The 17,705-nt window shown below is 72.5% G+C and carries 17 protein-coding genes and 2 pseudogenes; 15 read left to right on the forward strand and 4 right to left on the reverse strand.

Translation table 11 applies throughout. The features are described from left to right. Positions 1-54 precede the first annotated feature (54 nt). From AC1VL8_RS11010 to AC1VL8_RS11045, 8 genes and pseudogenes are all read left to right on the forward strand, one after another. Positions 55-435 carry a VOC family protein gene (locus AC1VL8_RS11010; RefSeq protein ID WP_389227047.1) on the forward strand — a complete coding sequence of 127 codons (381 nt, stop codon included), beginning with the start codon at positions 55-57 and terminating at the stop codon, positions 433-435. Between the two features lie 48 nt (positions 436-483). Then, positions 484-2,142, forward strand: coding sequence for a SpoIIE family protein phosphatase (locus tag AC1VL8_RS11015; protein WP_483075197.1), 1,659 nt, complete (start codon positions 484-486; stop codon positions 2,140-2,142). 394 nt (positions 2,143-2,536) lie between these two features. After that, positions 2,537-2,791, forward strand: coding sequence for a hypothetical protein (locus AC1VL8_RS11020; RefSeq protein WP_483075198.1), 255 nt, complete (start codon positions 2,537-2,539; stop codon positions 2,789-2,791). Between the two features lie 176 nt (positions 2,792-2,967). Continuing rightward, positions 2,968-3,948, forward strand: a pseudogene (locus AC1VL8_RS11025) (RHS repeat-associated core domain-containing protein); the annotation flags it as partial. Between the two features lie 56 nt (positions 3,949-4,004). Then, the gene (locus AC1VL8_RS11030) at positions 4,005-4,100 is read left to right on the forward strand and encodes a DUF6188 family protein (RefSeq protein WP_483076279.1); all 96 of its coding nucleotides are present in this window, start codon (positions 4,005-4,007) and stop codon (positions 4,098-4,100) included. A 469-nt stretch (positions 4,101-4,569) separates the two neighbouring features. Continuing rightward, positions 4,570-4,959: a hypothetical protein gene (locus tag AC1VL8_RS11035; RefSeq protein ID WP_483075199.1), complete on the forward strand. Its 390-nt coding sequence runs from the start codon at positions 4,570-4,572 to the stop codon at positions 4,957-4,959. Positions 4,960-5,208: 249 nt separating this feature from the next. Next, complete coding sequence (locus tag AC1VL8_RS11040) at positions 5,209-6,189, forward strand: putative toxin (RefSeq protein WP_483075200.1); 981 nt, start codon at positions 5,209-5,211, stop codon at positions 6,187-6,189. A gap of 38 nt (positions 6,190-6,227) precedes the next feature. Beyond that, entirely contained in the window at positions 6,228-6,791 is a 564-nt protein-coding gene (locus tag AC1VL8_RS11045) for a HEAT repeat domain-containing protein (protein ID WP_483075201.1), read from the forward strand. A 40-nt stretch (positions 6,792-6,831) separates the two neighbouring features. On the opposite strand, the gene AC1VL8_RS11050 is transcribed toward AC1VL8_RS11045, so the two are convergent. Both AC1VL8_RS11050 and AC1VL8_RS11055 read right to left on the reverse strand, forming a co-directional pair. After that, on the reverse strand, positions 6,832-6,981 hold the full coding sequence (locus tag AC1VL8_RS11050) for a hypothetical protein (protein WP_483075202.1): 150 nt from the start codon (positions 6,979-6,981) through the stop codon (positions 6,832-6,834). Between the two features lie 61 nt (positions 6,982-7,042). Beyond that, a complete protein-coding gene (locus tag AC1VL8_RS11055) occupies positions 7,043-8,668 on the reverse strand; it encodes an endo-1,4-beta-xylanase (protein ID WP_483075203.1) in 1,626 nt (541 codons plus the stop codon). Between the two features lie 449 nt (positions 8,669-9,117). On the opposite strand from AC1VL8_RS11055, the gene AC1VL8_RS11060 reads away from it, so the two are divergent. Together AC1VL8_RS11060 and AC1VL8_RS11065 are read left to right on the forward strand one after the other, a co-directional pair. Then, positions 9,118-9,636 carry a M15 family metallopeptidase gene (locus AC1VL8_RS11060; protein WP_483075204.1) on the forward strand — a complete coding sequence of 173 codons (519 nt, stop codon included), beginning with the start codon at positions 9,118-9,120 and terminating at the stop codon, positions 9,634-9,636. A 70-nt stretch (positions 9,637-9,706) separates the two neighbouring features. Continuing rightward, the gene (locus AC1VL8_RS11065) at positions 9,707-10,585 is read left to right on the forward strand and encodes a universal stress protein (protein ID WP_483075205.1); all 879 of its coding nucleotides are present in this window, start codon (positions 9,707-9,709) and stop codon (positions 10,583-10,585) included. 15 nt (positions 10,586-10,600) lie between these two features. Here AC1VL8_RS11065 and AC1VL8_RS11070 read toward each other — a convergent pair whose 3' ends face one another. After that, positions 10,601-11,206: a sugar O-acetyltransferase gene (locus AC1VL8_RS11070; RefSeq protein WP_483075206.1), complete on the reverse strand. Its 606-nt coding sequence runs from the start codon at positions 11,204-11,206 to the stop codon at positions 10,601-10,603. 25 nt (positions 11,207-11,231) lie between these two features. Further along, positions 11,232-12,272 carry a LacI family DNA-binding transcriptional regulator gene (locus AC1VL8_RS11075; RefSeq protein WP_389227066.1) on the reverse strand — a complete coding sequence of 347 codons (1,041 nt, stop codon included), beginning with the start codon at positions 12,270-12,272 and terminating at the stop codon, positions 11,232-11,234. Positions 12,273-12,532: 260 nt separating this feature from the next. Here AC1VL8_RS11075 and AC1VL8_RS11080 point away from each other — a divergent pair. From AC1VL8_RS11080 to AC1VL8_RS11100, 5 genes and pseudogenes are all read left to right on the forward strand, one after another. Then, positions 12,533-13,463, forward strand: a pseudogene (locus AC1VL8_RS11080) (carbohydrate ABC transporter permease). Positions 13,464-13,467: 4 nt separating this feature from the next. Then, positions 13,468-14,397: a carbohydrate ABC transporter permease gene (locus AC1VL8_RS11085; protein ID WP_483075207.1), complete on the forward strand. Its 930-nt coding sequence runs from the start codon at positions 13,468-13,470 to the stop codon at positions 14,395-14,397. A gap of 47 nt (positions 14,398-14,444) precedes the next feature. Continuing rightward, positions 14,445-15,758 carry an ABC transporter substrate-binding protein gene (locus tag AC1VL8_RS11090; protein WP_483075208.1) on the forward strand — a complete coding sequence of 438 codons (1,314 nt, stop codon included), beginning with the start codon at positions 14,445-14,447 and terminating at the stop codon, positions 15,756-15,758. A gap of 81 nt (positions 15,759-15,839) precedes the next feature. After that, positions 15,840-16,355 (forward strand): beta-galactosidase, encoded by a 516-nt coding sequence (locus AC1VL8_RS11095; protein WP_483075209.1) that lies wholly within the window; start codon positions 15,840-15,842, stop codon positions 16,353-16,355. Further along, the gene (locus AC1VL8_RS11100) at positions 16,295-17,605 is read left to right on the forward strand and encodes a beta-galactosidase (RefSeq protein WP_483075210.1); all 1,311 of its coding nucleotides are present in this window, start codon (positions 16,295-16,297) and stop codon (positions 17,603-17,605) included. The genes AC1VL8_RS11095 and AC1VL8_RS11100 overlap by 61 nt, the downstream gene beginning before the upstream one ends. Positions 17,606-17,705 lie beyond the last annotated feature (100 nt).

Here is a 17,705-nt window from a genome sequence, read left to right on the forward strand (position 1 = left end):
GCCGCCGGGCCGGGCCGACATGCCCGATCCCGCCCGAGCGGCCACGATGGGCCCATGCGGGGACGGGCCGAGGACGGCTGGTGGGGCGTGGTGATCGACGCCCCCGACCCGGCCGCGCTCGCGGCCTTCTACGCCCAGGTGCTGGGCTGGCAGGTGGTCGGCGACGACCCGGACCACGCGGTCGTCGCGGCCCCCGGCGGCGTCGCGTACCTGGCGGTGCAGCGCAACCCCGAGTACCGCCCACCCGCCTGGCCGCCGGAGCCCGGGGCGCAGCAGATGATGCTGCACCTGGACGTCGAGGTGGTCGAGCTCGAGGCGGCGGTCGAGGACGCGGTGCGGCTCGGGGCGCGGCTCGCCCCCGGGCAGCCGGACTCGGCGCTGCGGGTGCTGGTCGACCCGGCCGGGCACCCGTTCTGCCTGTACCGCGACGGCTGAACCGACGTCCGTGCGGCGGCTGTCGGTCCCGCCACGTACTGTCGGCGCGTGCGCTCACCCTGGTTCCGCCGTGTCACCGCCGGCACGGACGTCGGCGCGGTGGCCCGCGCGGTGGACTGGGCGTCCACGCCGCTGGGCCCGCCGTCGACGTGGCCCACCGCGCTGCGCGTGATCGTCGAGACCTGCTTCTCGACCCGGTTCCCGATGCTGGTGACCTGGGGTCCGGAGCTGACGATGATCTACAACGACGGCTACCGGGAGATGCTCGGCACCCAGAAGCACCCCGGCGCGATGGGGTCCCCCCTCGCCGAGGTCTGGTCGGAGATCTGGCCCGACCTGCTGCCCGCCGTCCAGCAGGTGATGGAGCGCGGCGAGCCGACCTGGAGCATCGACGCACCGCTGGTGATGCACCGCTCGGGGTACGACGAGGAGACGTGGTTCACCTTCTCGTACTCGCCGATCCGCGACTCCGGCGACGTGGTGCGCGGGCTGCTGGACATCGCGACGGAGACCACCGAGCGCGTCGTCGAGCGGCGCCGGATGCAGCTGCTCGGGGCGATGTCGGTGCGGCTGACGGCCGCGCACGGGGACATGGGGGCGGTGGTCACGGCGACGTCCGAGCTGCTGGCCGCCTCGGCCGACGTCTCGTCGTCGGCGGTGTACCTCTGGGACGACCACGGGGCGCTCGAGCGCGCGGACGCGGGCCAGGACCCGATCGTCCCGACCGAGATGGTGCAGCGGGTCGCCCGGACGGGGGTCGCCGAGGAGCGCGAGCGGCTGCTCGTCGCACCCCTGCGCGCGAGCGGCGACCCCGGGGCGTGCGGCGTGCTGGTGCTGACGGCGGGCGCCCGGCGGCCCTGGGGCGAGGCGTACCGCGGGTTCTTCGGCCTGGTCGCCTCGGCGGTCGGTGCCGCCGTCAGCGGCACGGTGCGGCACACGAAGGAGGTCGACCACCTGCGCGAGGTGAGCGACACCCTGCAGGCCGCGATCGTCCCGGAGGGCTCGACGCTGCCCGGCGTGGTCGCGCGCTACCGGCCGGCGTCGGGCGACCTCGCGGTCGGGGGTGACTGGTACGACGTCGTCGAGCTCGGTCCGGGCCGCCGGGCGCTCGTGGTCGGCGACTGCGTCGGCCACGGTCTGGACGCCGCCGCGCGGATGGGGCAGCTCCGTGCGGCCACTCGCGCGCTGCTGCTCCAGGACCGCAGCCCCGCGCAGGTGCTCGACGGACTGGACGCGTTCGCCCGCACGCTGGACGGGGCGGAGTGCACGACGGTGTTCTGCGGGGTGGTCGACGAGGTCGAGCACACTCTCACCTACGCCGTCGCCGGGCACCTGCCGCCCGTGCTGTCGCGGGCCGGAGGCATGACGGAGCTGCTGACCGGGGGGCGCAGCGCGGCGCTCGCGCTGAGCACCGCCCCGCGGGCCGAGGCGGTCGAGCGCCTGGTCGACGGCGACCTCCTGGTCCTGTACACCGACGGCCTGGTCGAGCGGCGCGGCGAGTCCCTGCGCGTCGGCCTCGACCGGCTCACCGAGGCGGTCCGGGACCAGGCCCACGACGCGGGCCCGACGGCGGTCGCGGACGGGCTGCTGCGCGCGTTCGTGCCGGACGGTGCCGCGGACGACGTGGCGCTGGTCGTGTACCGCGTGGGCGGGGTCGACGGGGCACCGGCCCGACCGGCGGGCCGGGCGGTGCTGCGCGGGGTCTGAAACCCCGGCGCGCCGGGCCGGCCGCCGAGATCGTCCCCGTTCGACCCGGTTTCGCGACGGTGGTTGTGACCTACGTCACCAACCGTCGGTCATCTGACCTGCACAAACGCCGGACACAGGCTGTGCGGCGTCGGTACGTTCCCCGCACGAGGCGCCTCGCGCCACTCTGCGAGGAGGAACCGTGACCCCCCGACGCCATGCCGTCTCGAGGCGCCGCACCGCTGCGGCTCTCGCCATCGCTCTCGCTCTTGTCGAGCTTCCCGGGCCTGGCCTCGGCGACGGTCCGAGCAGAGGGGCGGCCGGCAACCGGCTGAGCCAGACGCGGCACACGTCAGCCGGCGACGTCACCGATCAGTACTCCTACCCGGCGGCGGGCAGTGCCCGACCGCACGCCGTGACGTCGGTCGCGCGGACCGCGCCCACGGGTGCCGGTACCTCGACCTACGCGTACGACGCCACGGGCAACACGACCGGCCGCGCCGTGGCTGGGTCGGCCGCACAGCAGCTGACCTGGGACGCGGAGGGGCGCCTGGCGACGGCGACGCAGGGGTCGGCGACGTCGTCCTACCTGTACACCGCGGACGGGGACCGGCTCATCCGGCGGCAGTCCGGGACGACGACCGTCTACCTGCCCGGGGGCAGGAGCTGACGCTCACCGCGGCCACCTCTGCGGTGACGGCGTTGCGCTACTACGCCTTCGGCGGGCAGACGGTCGCGATGCGGACGGGCAAGGCCGGGTCGACGGTCTCCTCTCTCGTCTCGGACCCGCACCAGACGGCGACGGTCGCGATCGGGAACACGACGCAGGCGGTCACGAAGCGGCGGATGGACCCGTACGGGAACGTCCGTGGCGGGGCGGTGTCGTGGCCGGGGGACCGGTCGTTCCTGAACAAGCCGTTGGACGCGACGGGTCTGACGTCGATCGGGGCGCGGTACTACGACGCGTTGATCGGCCGGTTCGTGTCGGTGGACCCGGTGATGGATCTGGGGTCGCCGCAGCAGTGGGCGGCGTACTCGTCCGCGGACAACAACCCGATCGCGAAAGTCGGACCCGACGGGGTTGCTGTCGATCGGGTCGGCGTGGAAGAACGTCACGTCGGCGGTCTCGCGGGGTGCGGCGGCGACGTCGCGGTGGGTGCGGACGCACCAGGCGGAGATCGTGGGTGGGATCGTCGGCGCGGCTGTGACCGGTGGGTGCCTGGCGGCGAGCTGGGGCGTGGGGTCGGTCGGGTGTGCGGCGCTGGGTGGGGCTGCTGCGGGGGCGGTGAGCAACCTGTGGAAGTCGCAGGTGCAGAAGACGCAGAAGTTCTCGTGGGGGTCGCTGGCGCGGGAGACCGCTCTGGGGGCTGCGCTCGGTGCTGCAGGAGGTGCGGCGGGGAAGCTCGCGTCTCCGGTTGTGCGGCGGCTGACGTCCACCGTCTCCAACCGAGTCGCTTCAGTCGCCGCACGAGTTCGTTCGTTTTCGCGGCCAGTTCCAGAATTGACCGCCGGTCCAGCGAGCGGAGGTGTGCCCGCCCAGGGCTTGGCCGCTGGACCCACGACATCACCGCCCGCGGCTCGGTTCGTGGCTGGGACGGAAGGGATAATCGACACCGAGGCTCCAGCCCTTCGGACTCAAATCAGGAACGTCATCGACTCTGTGAGGTCGACCGGCCCCCGCCGGTTGGCGTCCGTCAAGGCGGGATCAAGGGGCGACCCGGGGTGTGGGCCAACCGTGAGGGATTGCTTCCGGAGCAAGAACTGGGGTACTACATGGAATCGGACGTCTGGCCTACCGCTGGCCGCCGCGGGTCCGAGCGGCTCATCTTTGGCGCGTCAGGTGAGGTGTGGTACACGCCGGACCATTACGGCACAATGAGAGCGTGTGGGACGAGGACTACGAGGCCTGGGGGGCGTCTGGACCGGGTGGCATGAAGCTGTTCTCCCTGCCTGGAGGGGGCCTGGCCGTCTGGCTGTAGCCTGCGCCAACCGGGTCCGCCGGGGCGCGTGGCGCGCGAACGCGAAGAGTTCGTCCTTGCGAAGCAGAATCGAACAGAGGCCGCACTCGGAACCCGGAGCTCGCAGGGGCAGGCATCGCGCTCGCGGAGGTCGGGTGCGTAGGCCACGGACGTCGTCGCGCTTGCCGTCGCAGTCGGGGGAATGGCAGTCGAGCTCTGAGTCCCGAAGTCGACCCAGTGGGCCCTGGACCTCCAACAGACACCTTATTGTCGAGGGAATGACCTGACGAGCGTGTGCGCAGGGCTGAGGGCGCTGTCTGACGAGGAGGAACATGTGGCCCATCACGTCGGCGTGGGGTGTTGACCCTGGGGCCGCGATCAGGCTGATCGCGGCGACGCCATGATGTTGACCTCGGGAGCCGAGACCGCTGTGGTGTCGGGCCGACAGTTGTTCGGTGTCCGTGTGGCGGAGGTGGACTACCCTCGGTCGATGAAAGTCACGATCGTCCTGGATGGCACGTTCGAGTGGACGTTCGATCAGGCGGGCTGGCGTCCGTTGGCCGTGGGGCTGGGCGCCGCGGGCGCCTTTCTCTGGTCGGCGCGTGAAGTGATCGTGCTGCCGGTCGAGGCGAGTGGCGCGCCTGTGGTCGAGTTCGTCGCGGACGAGGACCTCTTGGCGGTGTTCAGCGATGATGGCGGGTGGGTGCTTGTGTGCGAGACATCGGTGCGCCGCGTGATCGGGTGGCGTGAAACCGGCCGGGTCGAGTTGGACGATGTGATCGAGTCGTGTTTCTGGGCGAGCGATGACGAGATTGTGCTTCGAGTGGCCGACGGGTCCGAGCGTCGGTTGTTCCTCCGCGGCGCGAGCCTGGTCGGCTGATCGTCGTCTGTCGTGCTTGGCGTCGAAGAAGTGGGAGACTGACCCGCTTTTCCGGACACGTGGTCTGAGGCGATGATCGTCATCGGGGATAAGTCTGGGATGCCTGCAGCTATGCCGCCGGATTTCCGGCGCTGAGCACTGGACCTGACCCGCTCGAGTCAGCAGCCGGTCGCGAAGATTGCGTCCGAACGGCAACGTCCGTGGAGCGGGGTGTCGTGGCCGGGGGGCCGGTCGTTACTGGACAAGTCGTTGGACGCGACGGGTCTGACCTCGATGGGTGCGCGGTACTACGACGCGTTGATCGGCCGGTTCGTGTCGGTGGACCCGGTGATGGATCTGGGGTCGCCGCAGCAGTGGGCGGCGTACTCGTCCGCGGACAACAACCCGATCGCGAAGTCGGACCCGACGGGGTTGCTGTCGATCGGGTCGGCGTGGAAGAACGTCACGTCGGCGGTCTCGCGGGGTGCGGCGGCGACGTCGCGGTGGGTGCGGACGCACCAGGCGGAGATCGTGGGTGGGATCGTCGGCGCGGCTGTGACCGGTGGGTGCCTGGCGGCGAGCTGGGGCGTGGGGTCGGTCGGGTGTGCGGCGCTGGGTGGGGCTGCTGCGGGGGCGGTGAGCAACCTGTGGAAGTCGCAGGTGCAGAAGACCCAGAAGTTCTCGTGGGGGTCGCTGGCGCTGGACACCGGGGTCGGCGCGGTCGTCGGTGCGGTGAGCGCGGGGCTGGGCAGGGCGGCGGCGCCGGCGTTGCGGCGGGGTGCCGCCGCCGCGTCCGAAAGCGTGGTCGCCGCGGCGTCGCGGACCGTGCAAGTGGCTCGCCGCGCTGTCGTTTCAGGGCGCTCAGCAGTGACGCGGGTGACGTCTGGGGCTGGCCGCGCTCAAGGCGCCGCAAACACCGCAATTGACGGTATGGTTGGGGTTCGTACTGCTGGCGTTGCTGGCGTTGCTGGTGAGCAGGCGGCCGGGATCATCAAGAACACTCAGCGCATCCCGTCTTTGAGTGGCACGGCGTACTATCGGATCCCGGACGAGTTGACGAGCACGGCTCTGTGCGAGGTGAAGAACGTCGTGAATCTGAGCTACACGAACCAGTTGCGCGACTTTGCCGCCTATGCCCAGCAGGAGGGCCTGGGATTCAACCTGTACGTCCGCGGCTCGACGACGCTTTCCGGGCCACTGCAGGACGCGGTCAGTGCTGGCCAGATCAACTTGATCAGGAACTTGCCCTGATGGGCTCGGCGGCGCCTGCCCCTGGCGAGGGGCCGATCTTGATCGACCTCGCTGCGGTTGGGTTCGAGGTGGGCTCGCTGGCGGACCTGCGGCGGTCTGGTGTCCGGTATCGCGAGGCGATCCCGGTCCTGGTCGACTGGCTCAGTCGCGCGAGCGATCCGAAGGTCAAGGGTGAGCTCGTGCGGGCGCTGTCGGTGCCGTGGGCCAAGCCCGTTGCGACGGGGACGGTGATCGACGAGTTCCGCGCGGTTGACGCGGAGGTCGATCCAACCGGCACGGGGTTGCGCTGGACGATGGGCAACGCGCTGGAGGTGCTGTTCAACGATGCCGACTTCGACGCGTTCGTTGAGCTGGCCGTCGACGAGCGGTACGGCAAGGCGCGGCAGATGGTCGTGCTGGGGTTGGCGAAGTCGAAGAAGCCCCAGGCCGTCGACGTGCTGCTCGGCCTGGTCGAGGACCCGGACGTCGATGGACACGCTGTGAAGGCGCTGGCGAAGCTCAGGGTTCCCGCCGCGCGACCAGCCTTCGAGTCGAAGCTTGGTGACAGCCGTGCCTGGGTGCGGAGCGAGGCGCGCAAGGGGCTGAACAAGCTGACCGGGTGAGTGCTCAGTCGCTCCAGACGTGCCGGGTCCCAGGTCTGGCCTAGAACGGTTCGTAGTCGATGCCGCGGCCGAAGCGCTTCTCGGCATAGGGCAGCGCGACGGTCAGTGCCGGACCCGACCTCAGCCGAGACTGCTCCGTCAGTGGGCCGTAGCACCAGTCGCAGTAGTCCTGGAGCTCCTTGTTCGTCACAGCGTGAAACGTGTCGCTCAGGCAGATCTACGCCATCAGTTCCGAGACGGCCCCCTGGTCCTCAGCCCCCCGTCGTCCCCTCGACGAATCCCCAGAACGCCGGCTTCGCCTGCAGGTCGTCGTCGAACAGCAGCGGCGCCTCGAACGGCCGGTCCTCGGGCCAGGTGCGCAGCCAGGACCGGGTGTCGTAGAGGCCCCACACGCTGATGAACTCCAGGTCGCGGGCGGTGAACACGCCGACGAGGGCCCGGACCTGCTCGCCCTGCTGCTCGAGGCGGTCCTGCGGGGTGGACTCGAGGGTCTCGTCGCGGGAGGACAGCGCGACGTCGAGCTCGGTGACGGCCTGGCGCAGGCCGAGCGCCGCGATGGCGTCGAGGGTGGTGGCGACCCGGTCGACGTCGGTGCCGAGGCCGGCGTGCATCTGGTGGCCGACGGCGTCCACGGGGACGCCCTGCGCCTGGAGGTCGAGCAGCAGCCGGACCAGGGAGCGGCGGCGGTCGGGGGCGTCGGTGTCGTAGTCGTTGAGGTATAGCGTGACGTCGGGGCCGAGCTCCTCGCGGGCGACGCGGAACGCCTCGCCGATGTAGCCGGCGCCGAGGACCTCGTACCAGCGGCTGTGCCGGAGGCCGTCGGGCTGCTCGGGGTCCACGGACTCGTTGACGACGTCCCAGGACCGCACGGGGTTCGCGTCGCCGTACCGCTCGTCGAGGTGGTCGGCGATCGCGCGGGTGTGGGTGCGCAGCCGGTCGAGCAGCAGCGCCCGGTCCTCGGGGCTGTCGGTCAGCGGGCGGCCGTCGGGCGCCTGGAAGAACCAGTCGGGGGTGGACCGGTGCCACACCAGCGTGTGCCCGTGCACGGTGAGGCCGTGCTCGACGGCGAAGTCGGTGACCTCGTCCATCGGGCCGAAGTCGAACGTGCCCTCGACCGGCTGGACGGTGACGGGCTTCATCGCGTTCTCGGGGGTCACCTGGTCGAAGTGCCGCAGCAGCAGGTCCGCGGACCGGCCGGTGAGGTCCTGCGGGCCGACCGCGACGCCGACGGGGTTCTCGGCGCCGTCGCGCAGCGCGGGGATGTCGGTCTGCACGGCCGGGGTGGGGCGCTGCACGGTGACGTCGTCCAGGCGCAGGTCGGCCAGGGACTCGGCCGTCTCGACGTAGAGGCGCCACTCGCCGTCGCCCTCGGGGACCTCGGCGGTGCCGGCGACCTCGACCCAGTCGCCGCTGGTCGCGGTCACGTCGGCGACGTGCACGTAGAGCGGGTCCTCGCCGGGATCGCGTTCCAGGGTGAGCCGGACGTCGGCGTCGGGCTCGCCGTCGCCGAGCCGCACCCACGCGGACACGGTGTGCACCTCGCCCGGCGCGACCTTCCCGGAGAGGTCCACCGCGGCGCCGTGCCACGGCTCGCCGCGCCCGGAGACCAGGAGGCTGCCCGCACCGCCGCGCGTGACGTCCTGCGCGGCGGTGACCTCGACGCCGTCGCCCAGCGGGGTCCAGCCCTCGTCGCCCTCGTCGAAGCTGCTGGCCAGGACGGTGGTCAGCGACGCTGCGGGCGGGCTGCTCGGGGCGGCGGAGGCCGTCGGCGCGGGTGCGGGGGAGTCGTCGTCGCGGGACACCAGCACCACCACCAGGACCAGCGCGAGGACGACGACCAGGGCTCCGGCACCGATGAGCAGGGCAGGTCGGCGCACGCGGGGGTCCTTCGTTCGGGTGACGGGGCTCCCACGGTAGGCACCAGGCGGGCGACCTGACCAGCGGTCGGCGCGCGGAGCGGTCGCGCGACCGGCCGACGGCGGCGGCGCGGCCTAGGCTGGCGGCGTGCGGGCCACCCGGGGGGACGGGCGCCGTCGCGCGGGTGCCGCGCGGCGGGCACCGGCGCTGCTCGCGGTGATGGTGCTCGCAGCGGCTCTGGTGACCGGGTGCGTGCCGGACGCCGACCCCGCGCCCTCACCGGGGCTGCGCGCCCAGGACGGCACCCCGACGTCGACGCCCACGGCCGCTCCCGAGGCCGCGCCCGACGCCGGCCCCGTGGTCGCCCCCGACGCCGCCTGGCCGGACCACGGCGCGGTCGCGGCCGACGCGCTCGCGGGCGGGTACGCGGGGACGGTCGGGCCGATCACGCCGGAAGCTCGAGGCCCGGATGGCCCCGTCGTGGCGCGCGGGCTGCCCGGTGCCGCTGGCGGACCTCCGGTACGTCACGGTGACGCACGTGCTCCCCGACGGAGGTCTGGCGACCGGCGAGCTGGTCGTGCACGCGGACGTCGCCGAGAGCGTGGTGGCGGTGTTCGGGGAGCTGTTCGCCCTCGGCTACCCGATCCGGTCGATGCGCCTGGTCGACGACTTCGGCGGCAGCGACGACGCGTCGATGGCGGCGGACAACACCTCGGCGTTCAACTGCCGGCCGATCAGCCGGGGCACCGGCTGGTCGGAGCACGCGTACGGCCGCGCGATCGACCTCAACCCGGTCGAGAACCCGTACGTCCGCGGCGACCTGGTGCTGCCGCCCGAGGGCCGGCCGTACGCGTCCCGGCCGGACGCCCCGGGCGTGGTGCACGCGGGTGACGCGGTGGTGCGCGCGTTCGCCGCGCACGGGTGGCTCTGGGGCGGCGACTGGGACTCGCCGGTCGACTACCAGCACTTCTCCACCACCGGTCGCTGACCGGGACCTGCGGCTGTGGTGCCGGTGGCCCGTCGGGGGCAGGGTGGGGACCAGGCACGGGAGGTGCGAGATGGACGACAGGGTGGTCGTCGGGTACGACACGTCGCCGGAGTCGGCGGACGCGGTCCGGTGGGCGGCGACGCAGGCCGCCGGCCGGGGGTGGACGCTGGACGTGGTGCACGTCTGGGGGTTCGCTGGCCAGGAGGGCGGCGGGGCCGGGGACTCCTGGCTCGGCCGCGAGGTGCAGCACCAGGTGCAGGAGACCGCCGAGGAGGGAGCCGCCCTGGCGCGGGAGGCGGCGCCGGGCGTCGTGGCGTCGGCCGTCGTCGCCCACGGCTCGCCCGTGGCGGCGCTCGCGGACCGGGCCGCGGACGCGCGGCTGGTGGTCGTCGGCCGGCACGGGGCGGGTGGCACGCTCACGGCGCTGACCGGCTCCGTCACGACCGGGGTGCTGCACCGGGCCGGGTCCGCGGTCGCGGTGGTCCCGCGCGGGTCGTGGCCCGCAGCGCGCGCCGGGGACGCGGTGGTCGTCGGGTTCGACGGGTCGCCGGGCGCGTTCGGGGCGCTCGAGGCCGCCTCCGAGCAGGTGCAGCAGGGCGGGCGGGCCCCGCTGCCGGTGCTCGCGGTGACGGCCTGGAGCGCGGTGGGGGCGGCCGGCCGGGGGGCGCCGGCCACCGCGGCGGACGCCGAGCTGCTGCTGGACCGGGTACGCAGCTGGGCGGCGTCCCGCCCGGACCTCGCGGTGACGTGCGAGGTCCACGAGGGTCGCCCGGTGCAGGTGCTGGAGCGGCTGTCCCGGCGGGCGGCGCTGGTGGTGGTCGGCACGCGGGGGCGCGGCGGCTTCGCGAGCCTGGTGCTCGGGTCCACCAGCCGGGCCGTCGTCCAGCGCGCGCACTGCCCGGTGCTGGTCGTCCGACGCGCGGCGGGCGACGTCGCCGGCCCGGCCTGAGCGGGGGAGCGCGGGTCAGAGCGTGCGGATCACCCGGGCGGGGTTGCCGGCGACGACCACGCCGGCGGGGACGTCGCGGGTGACGACCGACCCGGCGCCGACGATGCTGTCCGCGCCGATGGTGACGCCGGGGAGCACGACCGCGCTGCCGCCGATCCACACGTTGTCGCCGACGGTGATCGGCGCGACGCGCTCGTAGCCGGCGCGGCGGTCCGCGGGGTCGAGCGGGTGGTTCGGGGTGTAGAACCGCACCCCGGGGCCGATCAGCACGTCCTCGCCGATGGTGATCCGGCCGCCGCCGAGGGCGAGGAAGTCGGTGTTGACGAACGTGCCGCGGCCGATCGTCATGTGCTGGCCGTACTCGACGTAGAACGGCGGCCGGAAGTCGACGCCCTCGCCGACGGCGCCGAGCAGCTCGTGCAGCAGCGCGAGGCCGGCGGCCGGGTCGGTGCGGTAGACCTCGGCCAGGCGCCGGGACGCCTCGTGGTTGTGCGCCGTGATGTCCGCGAGCTCCGGGCTGAGCCGGTACCGGTACCAGTCGCCGGCGACCATCTTGTCGTACTCGCTGCGGTCCGGGTCGGGGGTGGGCCGGGTCGGGTCCTGCGTCGTGGAGGAGGTCACGGTCGACCAGGCTAGGGGCGGCGGCCTAGGACCTGGCGGGTGCCGCGGTGCTGTCCCGGACCACGAGCCGGGTGGGGACGACGATCCGGGTGTCGGTGAGGGTCTCCCGGCCGCGGATCTGCCGGAGCAGCAGGTCGACGAGCTGCTGGCCGATCAGGTGGAAGTCCTGCTGCACGGTGGTCAGCGGCGGCCAGAGGAACTCGGTGAGCGGGATGCCGTCGAAGCCGACGACCGAGATGTCCTCCGGGACGCGCCGACCGTGCTCGTAGAGGGCGCGGACCAGGCCGGCGGCCATCTCGTCGTTGGCGCACAGCACGGCGGTGACGTCCGGGTCGCGGGCCAGGCGCGCGCCCTGCTCGTAGCCGGACCGTGCGGACCAGTCGCCGCGCAGCGGCTCGGGAACGGGACGGCCGGCGCCCACGAGGTGCTCGCGCCAGGTGTCGAGGCGGATCTCGGCGGGTGCGGAGTCGACGGGGCCGCCGAGGTGGTGCACGGTGCGGTGGCCCAGGTCGAGCAGGTGCTGCACGGCGACGTGCGTCCCGGTGACCTGGTCGGCGCCGACGGCGGGGTGGTGGCCGACGAACCGGGAGTCCGAGACGACCACCGGCATCCGGGGCGGCAGGACCAGCCCGGCGGGGGTCGCGGTCTCGGCGCGGATGATGACCAGGCCGTCGATCGACTGGTGCGACAGGCGCTGCGCGGCCTCGGCCATGTCGTCCGAGGACGGGGTCTGCACGTCGAGCAGGCTGACGGTGTAGCCCTCGGCGCGGGCGGCCTCGACGACGGCCTCGACCGTGCGGGACTCGCCGGTGCGGGCCAGGCGGTGCGCGATCAGCCCGATGGTGCCGAAGCTGCCGTTGCGCAGCGCGCGGGCGGCGTGGTTGGGGGAGTAGCCGAGCTCGTCCATCGCCGCGAGCACGCGCTCGCGGGTCTCGGGGCGGACGTTGTCCGCGCCGGTCGAGACGCGCGAGACCGTCTGCGCGGACACGCCGGCCAGCTGGGCGACGTCGGCGATCGACGGGCCGGACCGGCCGCGCCCCGGCGCCGGGACGAGGTCGAAGGACATGCCGCTGATGGTAGGGCATGGTGACGTCACCATCGGGCGGGTCCCGGGCGCCCGGTCCCGCCGGGTGATCCCGGGGCTCTCACTCGTCCGTGGCCCGGCACCGGGAAAGCGCTGCCGCGTGATGGTGCGGATGGTGACGTCGCCATCCGCGACCTGACGCTCGGTTGACAGCGTTCCCGACCGCGTGGCAACGTGAGCCCGCGCCGCAGGATGTTGACGTCAACATCGACCGACGCCCGACCCCGAAGGAGTGGCTCGCTGTGACGACGCAGAACGTCCCCGTGCCCGTGGTGCCGGCCCCCCGGGCCGTCGCCGGCAAGCGCACCCGCCGCGGACGGTGGACTGGCTGGGGGTTCGTCGGCCCGTTCATGGCCGTCTTCGCCCTGGTGTTCCTCGCCCCGATCGCGTACTCGATCTACCTGAGCCTGTTCCGCAAGCAGCTGGTCGGCGGCAACTCGTTCGTCGGGTTCGACAACTACCAGCGCGCGTTCACCGACCCGCAGTTCTGGGAGTCGGTCGGCCGCGTCGGGGCGTTCCTCGTCGTGCAGGTGCCGATCATGCTCGGCCTGGCGCTGCTCGTGGCGCTCGCGGTCGACAGCGGCCGCCTCTACGGCAAGAGCTTCTTCCGGATCTCGATCTTCCTGCCCTACGCGGTGCCCGCGGTCGTCGCGGCCCTCATGTGGGGCTTCATGTACGGCACCCGGTTCGGCCTGGTCGGCAACATCAACGACCTGCTCGGCGTCTCGCTGCCGAACCCGCTGTCGCCCGACCTGGTGCTGGTCTCGATCGGCAACATCGTGACCTGGAAGCTTCGTCGGCTACAACATGCTGATCTTCTACTCCTCGCTGCGCACCATCCCGACCTCGCTGTACGAGGCCGCGGAGCTGGACGGCGCGAGCCAGTGGCAGGTGATCCGGGCGATCAAGATCCCCGCGATCCGCGGCGGCCTCGTCATCGCGACGATCTTCTCGATCATCGGCAGCTTCCAGCTCTTCAACGAGCCGAGCATCCTGCAGAGCCTCGCGCCGAACGCGATCACCACCTACTTCACCCCGAACCTGTACGCGTACTCCCTGTCCTTCTCGGGCCAGCAGTACAACTACTCCGCGACCATCGCGATCATCATGGGTCTGATCACCATGGTCATCGCCTACGTGGTCCAGCTGCGCGGCATGCGCAAGGAGGCGTGACGCGATGACCACCACCACCGTCGACCCGACGGCGCCCGCGCGTCGCCCCGCCGGCCCCCGCCTGAAGAGCCGCAAGGCCTACAGCGCGGACCGGCCCCGCCGCAGCGTCCTGCTGACCGTGCTCACCGCGGTGATCGGCCTCTACAGCCTGATCCCGCTCGCGTGGCTGCTCATCAACGCCAGCAAGACGCAGTCGGACCTGTTCGACTCGTTCGGCCTGTGGTTCAGCGGCGACTTCGCGCTGTTCTCCAACATCGCGGACACCCTCGCCTACGACGACGGGATCTTCGTCCGCTGGCTCGGCAACACGCTGCTCTACGTGGTCGTGGGTGCCGGCGGCGCGACGCTGCTGGCCGTGCTCGGCGGCTACGGCCTGGCGAAGTTCTCGTTCCCCGGCAAGAAGGCGGTCTTCGCGATCGTCATCGGCGCCGTGGCCGTGCCGGGCACCGCGCTCGCCGTCCCGACGTTCCTCATGTTCAGCCAGATGGGCCTGACCAACACCCCGTGGGCCGTCATCATCCCGTCGCTGATCTCCCCGTTCGGGCTCTACCTGATGTGGACCTTCGCGGCCGAGGCGATCCCGACCGAGCTGATGGAGGCCGCCCGGATGGACGGCGCCAGCGAGGCGCGCACGTTCGCGCAGATCTGCCTGCCGCTGCTGGCCCCCGGCATCGTCACGGTGCTGCTCTTCACGATGGTCGCGACCTGGAACAACTACTTCCTGCCGCTGATCATGCTGAAGAACCCCGACTGGTACCCCCTGACGCTCGGCCTGAACGCGTGGAACGCGCAGGCCGCGACCGCGGGCGGCGAGGCGATCTTCAACCTCGTCCTGACCGGCGCGCTGCTGACGATCATCCCGCTGATCGTGGCGTTCCTGCTGCTCCAGCGGTTCTGGCAGTCCGGCCTGTCCGCCGGCTCCGTCAAGGAGTGACCCACCCCTTTACGTCCCGTTCTGACAACGAAGTGAGAGGACCTCGCATGACCACCACCCCCCGCCGCAGGCTCTGGAGCGGCGTCGCCGCGGCCGGCGCGCTCGCGCTCGCCCTGACCGCCTGCTCCTCGGGCGGCTCCGACTCCGGTTCCGACGGCTCCGCCGAGGACGGCGGCAAGCTGACCGTCTGGTCCTGGGACAACACGGTCGAGCCGATCGCCGAGGCCTACATGGCCGAGCACCCCGACGTCGAGATCGACGTCGTGAACGCCGGCACCAACACCGACGAGTACACGGCGCTGCAGAACGCCGTCGCCGCCGGCTCCGGCATCCCGGACCTCGCGCAGATCGAGTACTACGCCATCCCGCAGTTCGCGATCGGCGAGTCGCTGGCCGACATCTCCGGCCTGGGCGCGTCCGACCTGGACGGCACCTACAGCACCGGCCCGTGGAACGCGGTCCAGCAGGGCGAGGGCATCTACGGCCTGCCGATGGACTCCGGCCCGATGGCGCTGTTCTTCAACACCACCGTGTTCGAGAAGTACGGCGTCCAGGTCCCCACGACCTGGGACGAGTACCTCGAGGCCGCGCGCGCCCTGCACGCCGCCGACCCGAACGTCTACATCACCAACGACACCGGTGACGCGGGCTTCGCGACCAGCATGATCTGGCAGGCTGGCGGCCAGCCGTACCAGGTCGACGGCACGGACGTCACCGTCGACTTCACCGACGAGGGCTCCACCAAGTTCGCCGAGCTCTGGCAGCAGCTGCTCGACGAGGACCTGGTCGCCCCGACCTCGTCCTGGAGCGACGAGTGGTACCAGGGCCTCGGCAACGGCACCATCGCCACGCTGACCATCGGCGCCTGGATGCCCGGCAACCTCGAGGCCAGCGTCACCCAGGCCGCGGGCCAGTGGCGCGTCGCCCCGATGCCGCAGTGGGAGGCCGGCCAGACCGCGTCCTCCGAGAACGGCGGCTCGGCCATGTCGATCATGGAGGCGGCCCCGAACAAGGAGCTCGCCTACGACTTCCTGACGTACCTGTCGAACGGTGACGGCACGAAGATCCGCATCGACGCCGGCGGCTTCCCCGCCACGACGGCCGACCTCGAGTCCGACGAGTTCCTGAACAAGGAGTCGGAGTACTTCGGTGGCCAGAAGATCAACGAGGTCCTGGCGCAGTCGGCCGCGGACGTCGTCGAGGGCTGGCAGTACCTGCCGTTCCAGGTCTACGCGAACAGCATCTTCAACGACACGGTCGGCCAGGCCTACGTCGGCAGCACGACGCTCACCGAGGGCCTCGCGGACTGGCAGACCCAGTCCATCGCCTACGGCAACGAGCAGGGCTTCACCACCAAGTGACGCCCCCGGCCGGCGGCGGGGCGCACGTCCCGCCGCCGGCCGACCCGTTCCACCCACCACACCCGGGAGCCCAGCACAGCCATGCCCACCTTCGAGATCGGTGACCGCGACTTCCTGCTCGACGGCCGCCCGCACCAGGTGATCTCCGGCGCCCTGCACTACTTCCGGGTGCACCCCGACCAGTGGGCGGACCGGATCCACAAGGCGCGGCTGATGGGCCTCAACACCATCGAGACCTACGTCGCGTGGAACTTCCACGCCCCCGAGCGCGGGCGGTTCGACCTCGACGGCCGGCGCGACCTGGGCCGGTTCCTCGACCTGGTCGCCGCCGAGGGCATGCACGCGATCGTGCGCCCCGGCCCCTACATCTGCGCCGAGTGGGACGGCGGCGGCCTGCCGGGCTGGCTGCTCGCGGACCCCGAGGTCGGCGTCCGCCGGCACGAGCCCCGCTACCTCGCGGCGATCGAGCAGTACTACGACCAGCCCTGCCCCTGGTCGCCGAGCGGCAGATCAGCCGCGGCGGGCCGGTCGTGGCGGTGCAGATCGAGAACGAGTACGGCGCCTACGGCGACGACCAGGAGTACCTGCGCGCGCTGATCGCGATGACCCGCGCGCGGGGGATCGACGTCCCGCTGCTGAGCTGCGACCAGGCCGACGACGAGATGCAGACCCGCGGCAGCATCCCCGAGCTGCACCGGACGGCCACGTTCGGCTCGCGGTCCACCGAGCGCCTCGCGCTGCTGCGCCGCCACCAGCCCACCGGCCCGCTGATGTGCATGGAGTTCTGGAACGGCTGGTTCGACTCCTGGGGCCTGCACCACCACGTCGCCCCGTCCGAGGCCAACGCCCAGGACCTCGACGACCTGCTCGCCGCCGGCGGCTCCGTGAACCTCTACATGTTCCACGGCGGCACGAACTTCGGCATGACCAACGGCGCCAACGACAAGGGCACCTACCTGCCGATCACGACCTCCTACGACTACGACGCGCCGCTCGCCGAGCACGGCGCCGTCACCCCGAAGTGGCACGCCATGCGCGAGGTCATCTCCCGCTACGCGCCCGTCCCCGACGAGCTGCCCGCCGAGGCCGGCCCCGCGCCGGAGCTGACCGTCGACCTGGACCGGCGGCTGCCGTTCGCCGCGGCCGTGGGCGCGCTCGGCGAGGCCCGCTCCTGGGACCACCTGCCGACCACCGACGAGCTCGGCCACTGGTCCGGGTTCACGCTCTACCGGACGCAGGTCACCGCCGACGACCTGGTGCTGACCCTGGACGAGGTCCGGGACCGCGCGGTCGTCGCCCTCGACGGCGAGCCCGTCGGCGTGCTCAGCCGCACCGAGCACAGCCGCACCCTGGCGCTGCCCGGGCGCGCCGGCGAGCTCACGCTGCTGGTCGAGGACCAGGGCCGGGTCAACTACGGCCCGCGGATCGGCGAGCCCAAGGGCCTGATCGGGCCCGCACGCACCGCCACCCGCGAGCTCACCGCGTGGGAGACCGTCGCCCTGCGGCTGGACGAGGTCGAGCCCGCGCTGGCGGCCCTGCTCGCCGACGCGCCCGCCGCGGACCCCGCGTCGCCCGTCGCCGGTCCCGCGTTCCTGCGGGGCACGTTCGACACCGTCGCCGGCGCCGACCACTTCCTGCGCCTCGACGGCTGGGGCAAGGGCCTGGTGTGGGTCAACGGGTTCCCGCTCGGCCGGCACTGGAGCGCCGGGCCCACCGCGACGATGTACGTGCCCGGACCCGTGCTGCGGGCCGAGGGCAACGAGATCGTCGTGCTCGAGCTGCACGGTGCCGCGTCCGCGCGGGTCGAGATGGTCGCGGGTCCGGACCTCGGGTCCTCGGAGGTCTGAGACCTCACCCGCTCGCGGGCCAGACCACCCGGTCGGGGACTCAGAACGGCCCCCGGCGCGCCGATGACCAGGACAGGTGCCCGGCTGACCGGGCACGTCG

The sequence above is a fragment of the Cellulomonas sp. KU4C genome, assembly GCF_056868065.1.

What these genes read in the sequence shown, in the direction of transcription:
- AC1VL8_RS11010 (WP_389227047.1), top strand. Translation starts at nt 55, where the DNA reads ATGCGGGGACGGGCCGAGGACGGCTGGTGGGGCGTGGTGATCGACGCC.
- AC1VL8_RS11035 (WP_483075199.1), top strand. Translation starts at nt 4,570, where the DNA reads ATGAAAGTCACGATCGTCCTGGATGGCACGTTCGAGTGGACGTTCGAT.
- AC1VL8_RS11060 (WP_483075204.1), top strand. Translation starts at nt 9,118, where the DNA reads ATGGCCCCGTCGTGGCGCGCGGGCTGCCCGGTGCCGCTGGCGGACCTC.
- AC1VL8_RS11065 (WP_483075205.1), top strand. Translation starts at nt 9,707, where the DNA reads ATGGACGACAGGGTGGTCGTCGGGTACGACACGTCGCCGGAGTCGGCG.
- AC1VL8_RS11075 (WP_389227066.1), bottom strand. Translation starts at nt 12,272, where the DNA reads ATGTCCTTCGACCTCGTCCCGGCGCCGGGGCGCGGCCGGTCCGGCCCG.
- AC1VL8_RS11085 (WP_483075207.1), top strand. Translation starts at nt 13,468, where the DNA reads ATGACCACCACCACCGTCGACCCGACGGCGCCCGCGCGTCGCCCCGCC.
- AC1VL8_RS11090 (WP_483075208.1), top strand. Translation starts at nt 14,445, where the DNA reads ATGACCACCACCCCCCGCCGCAGGCTCTGGAGCGGCGTCGCCGCGGCC.
- AC1VL8_RS11095 (WP_483075209.1), top strand. Translation starts at nt 15,840, where the DNA reads ATGCCCACCTTCGAGATCGGTGACCGCGACTTCCTGCTCGACGGCCGC.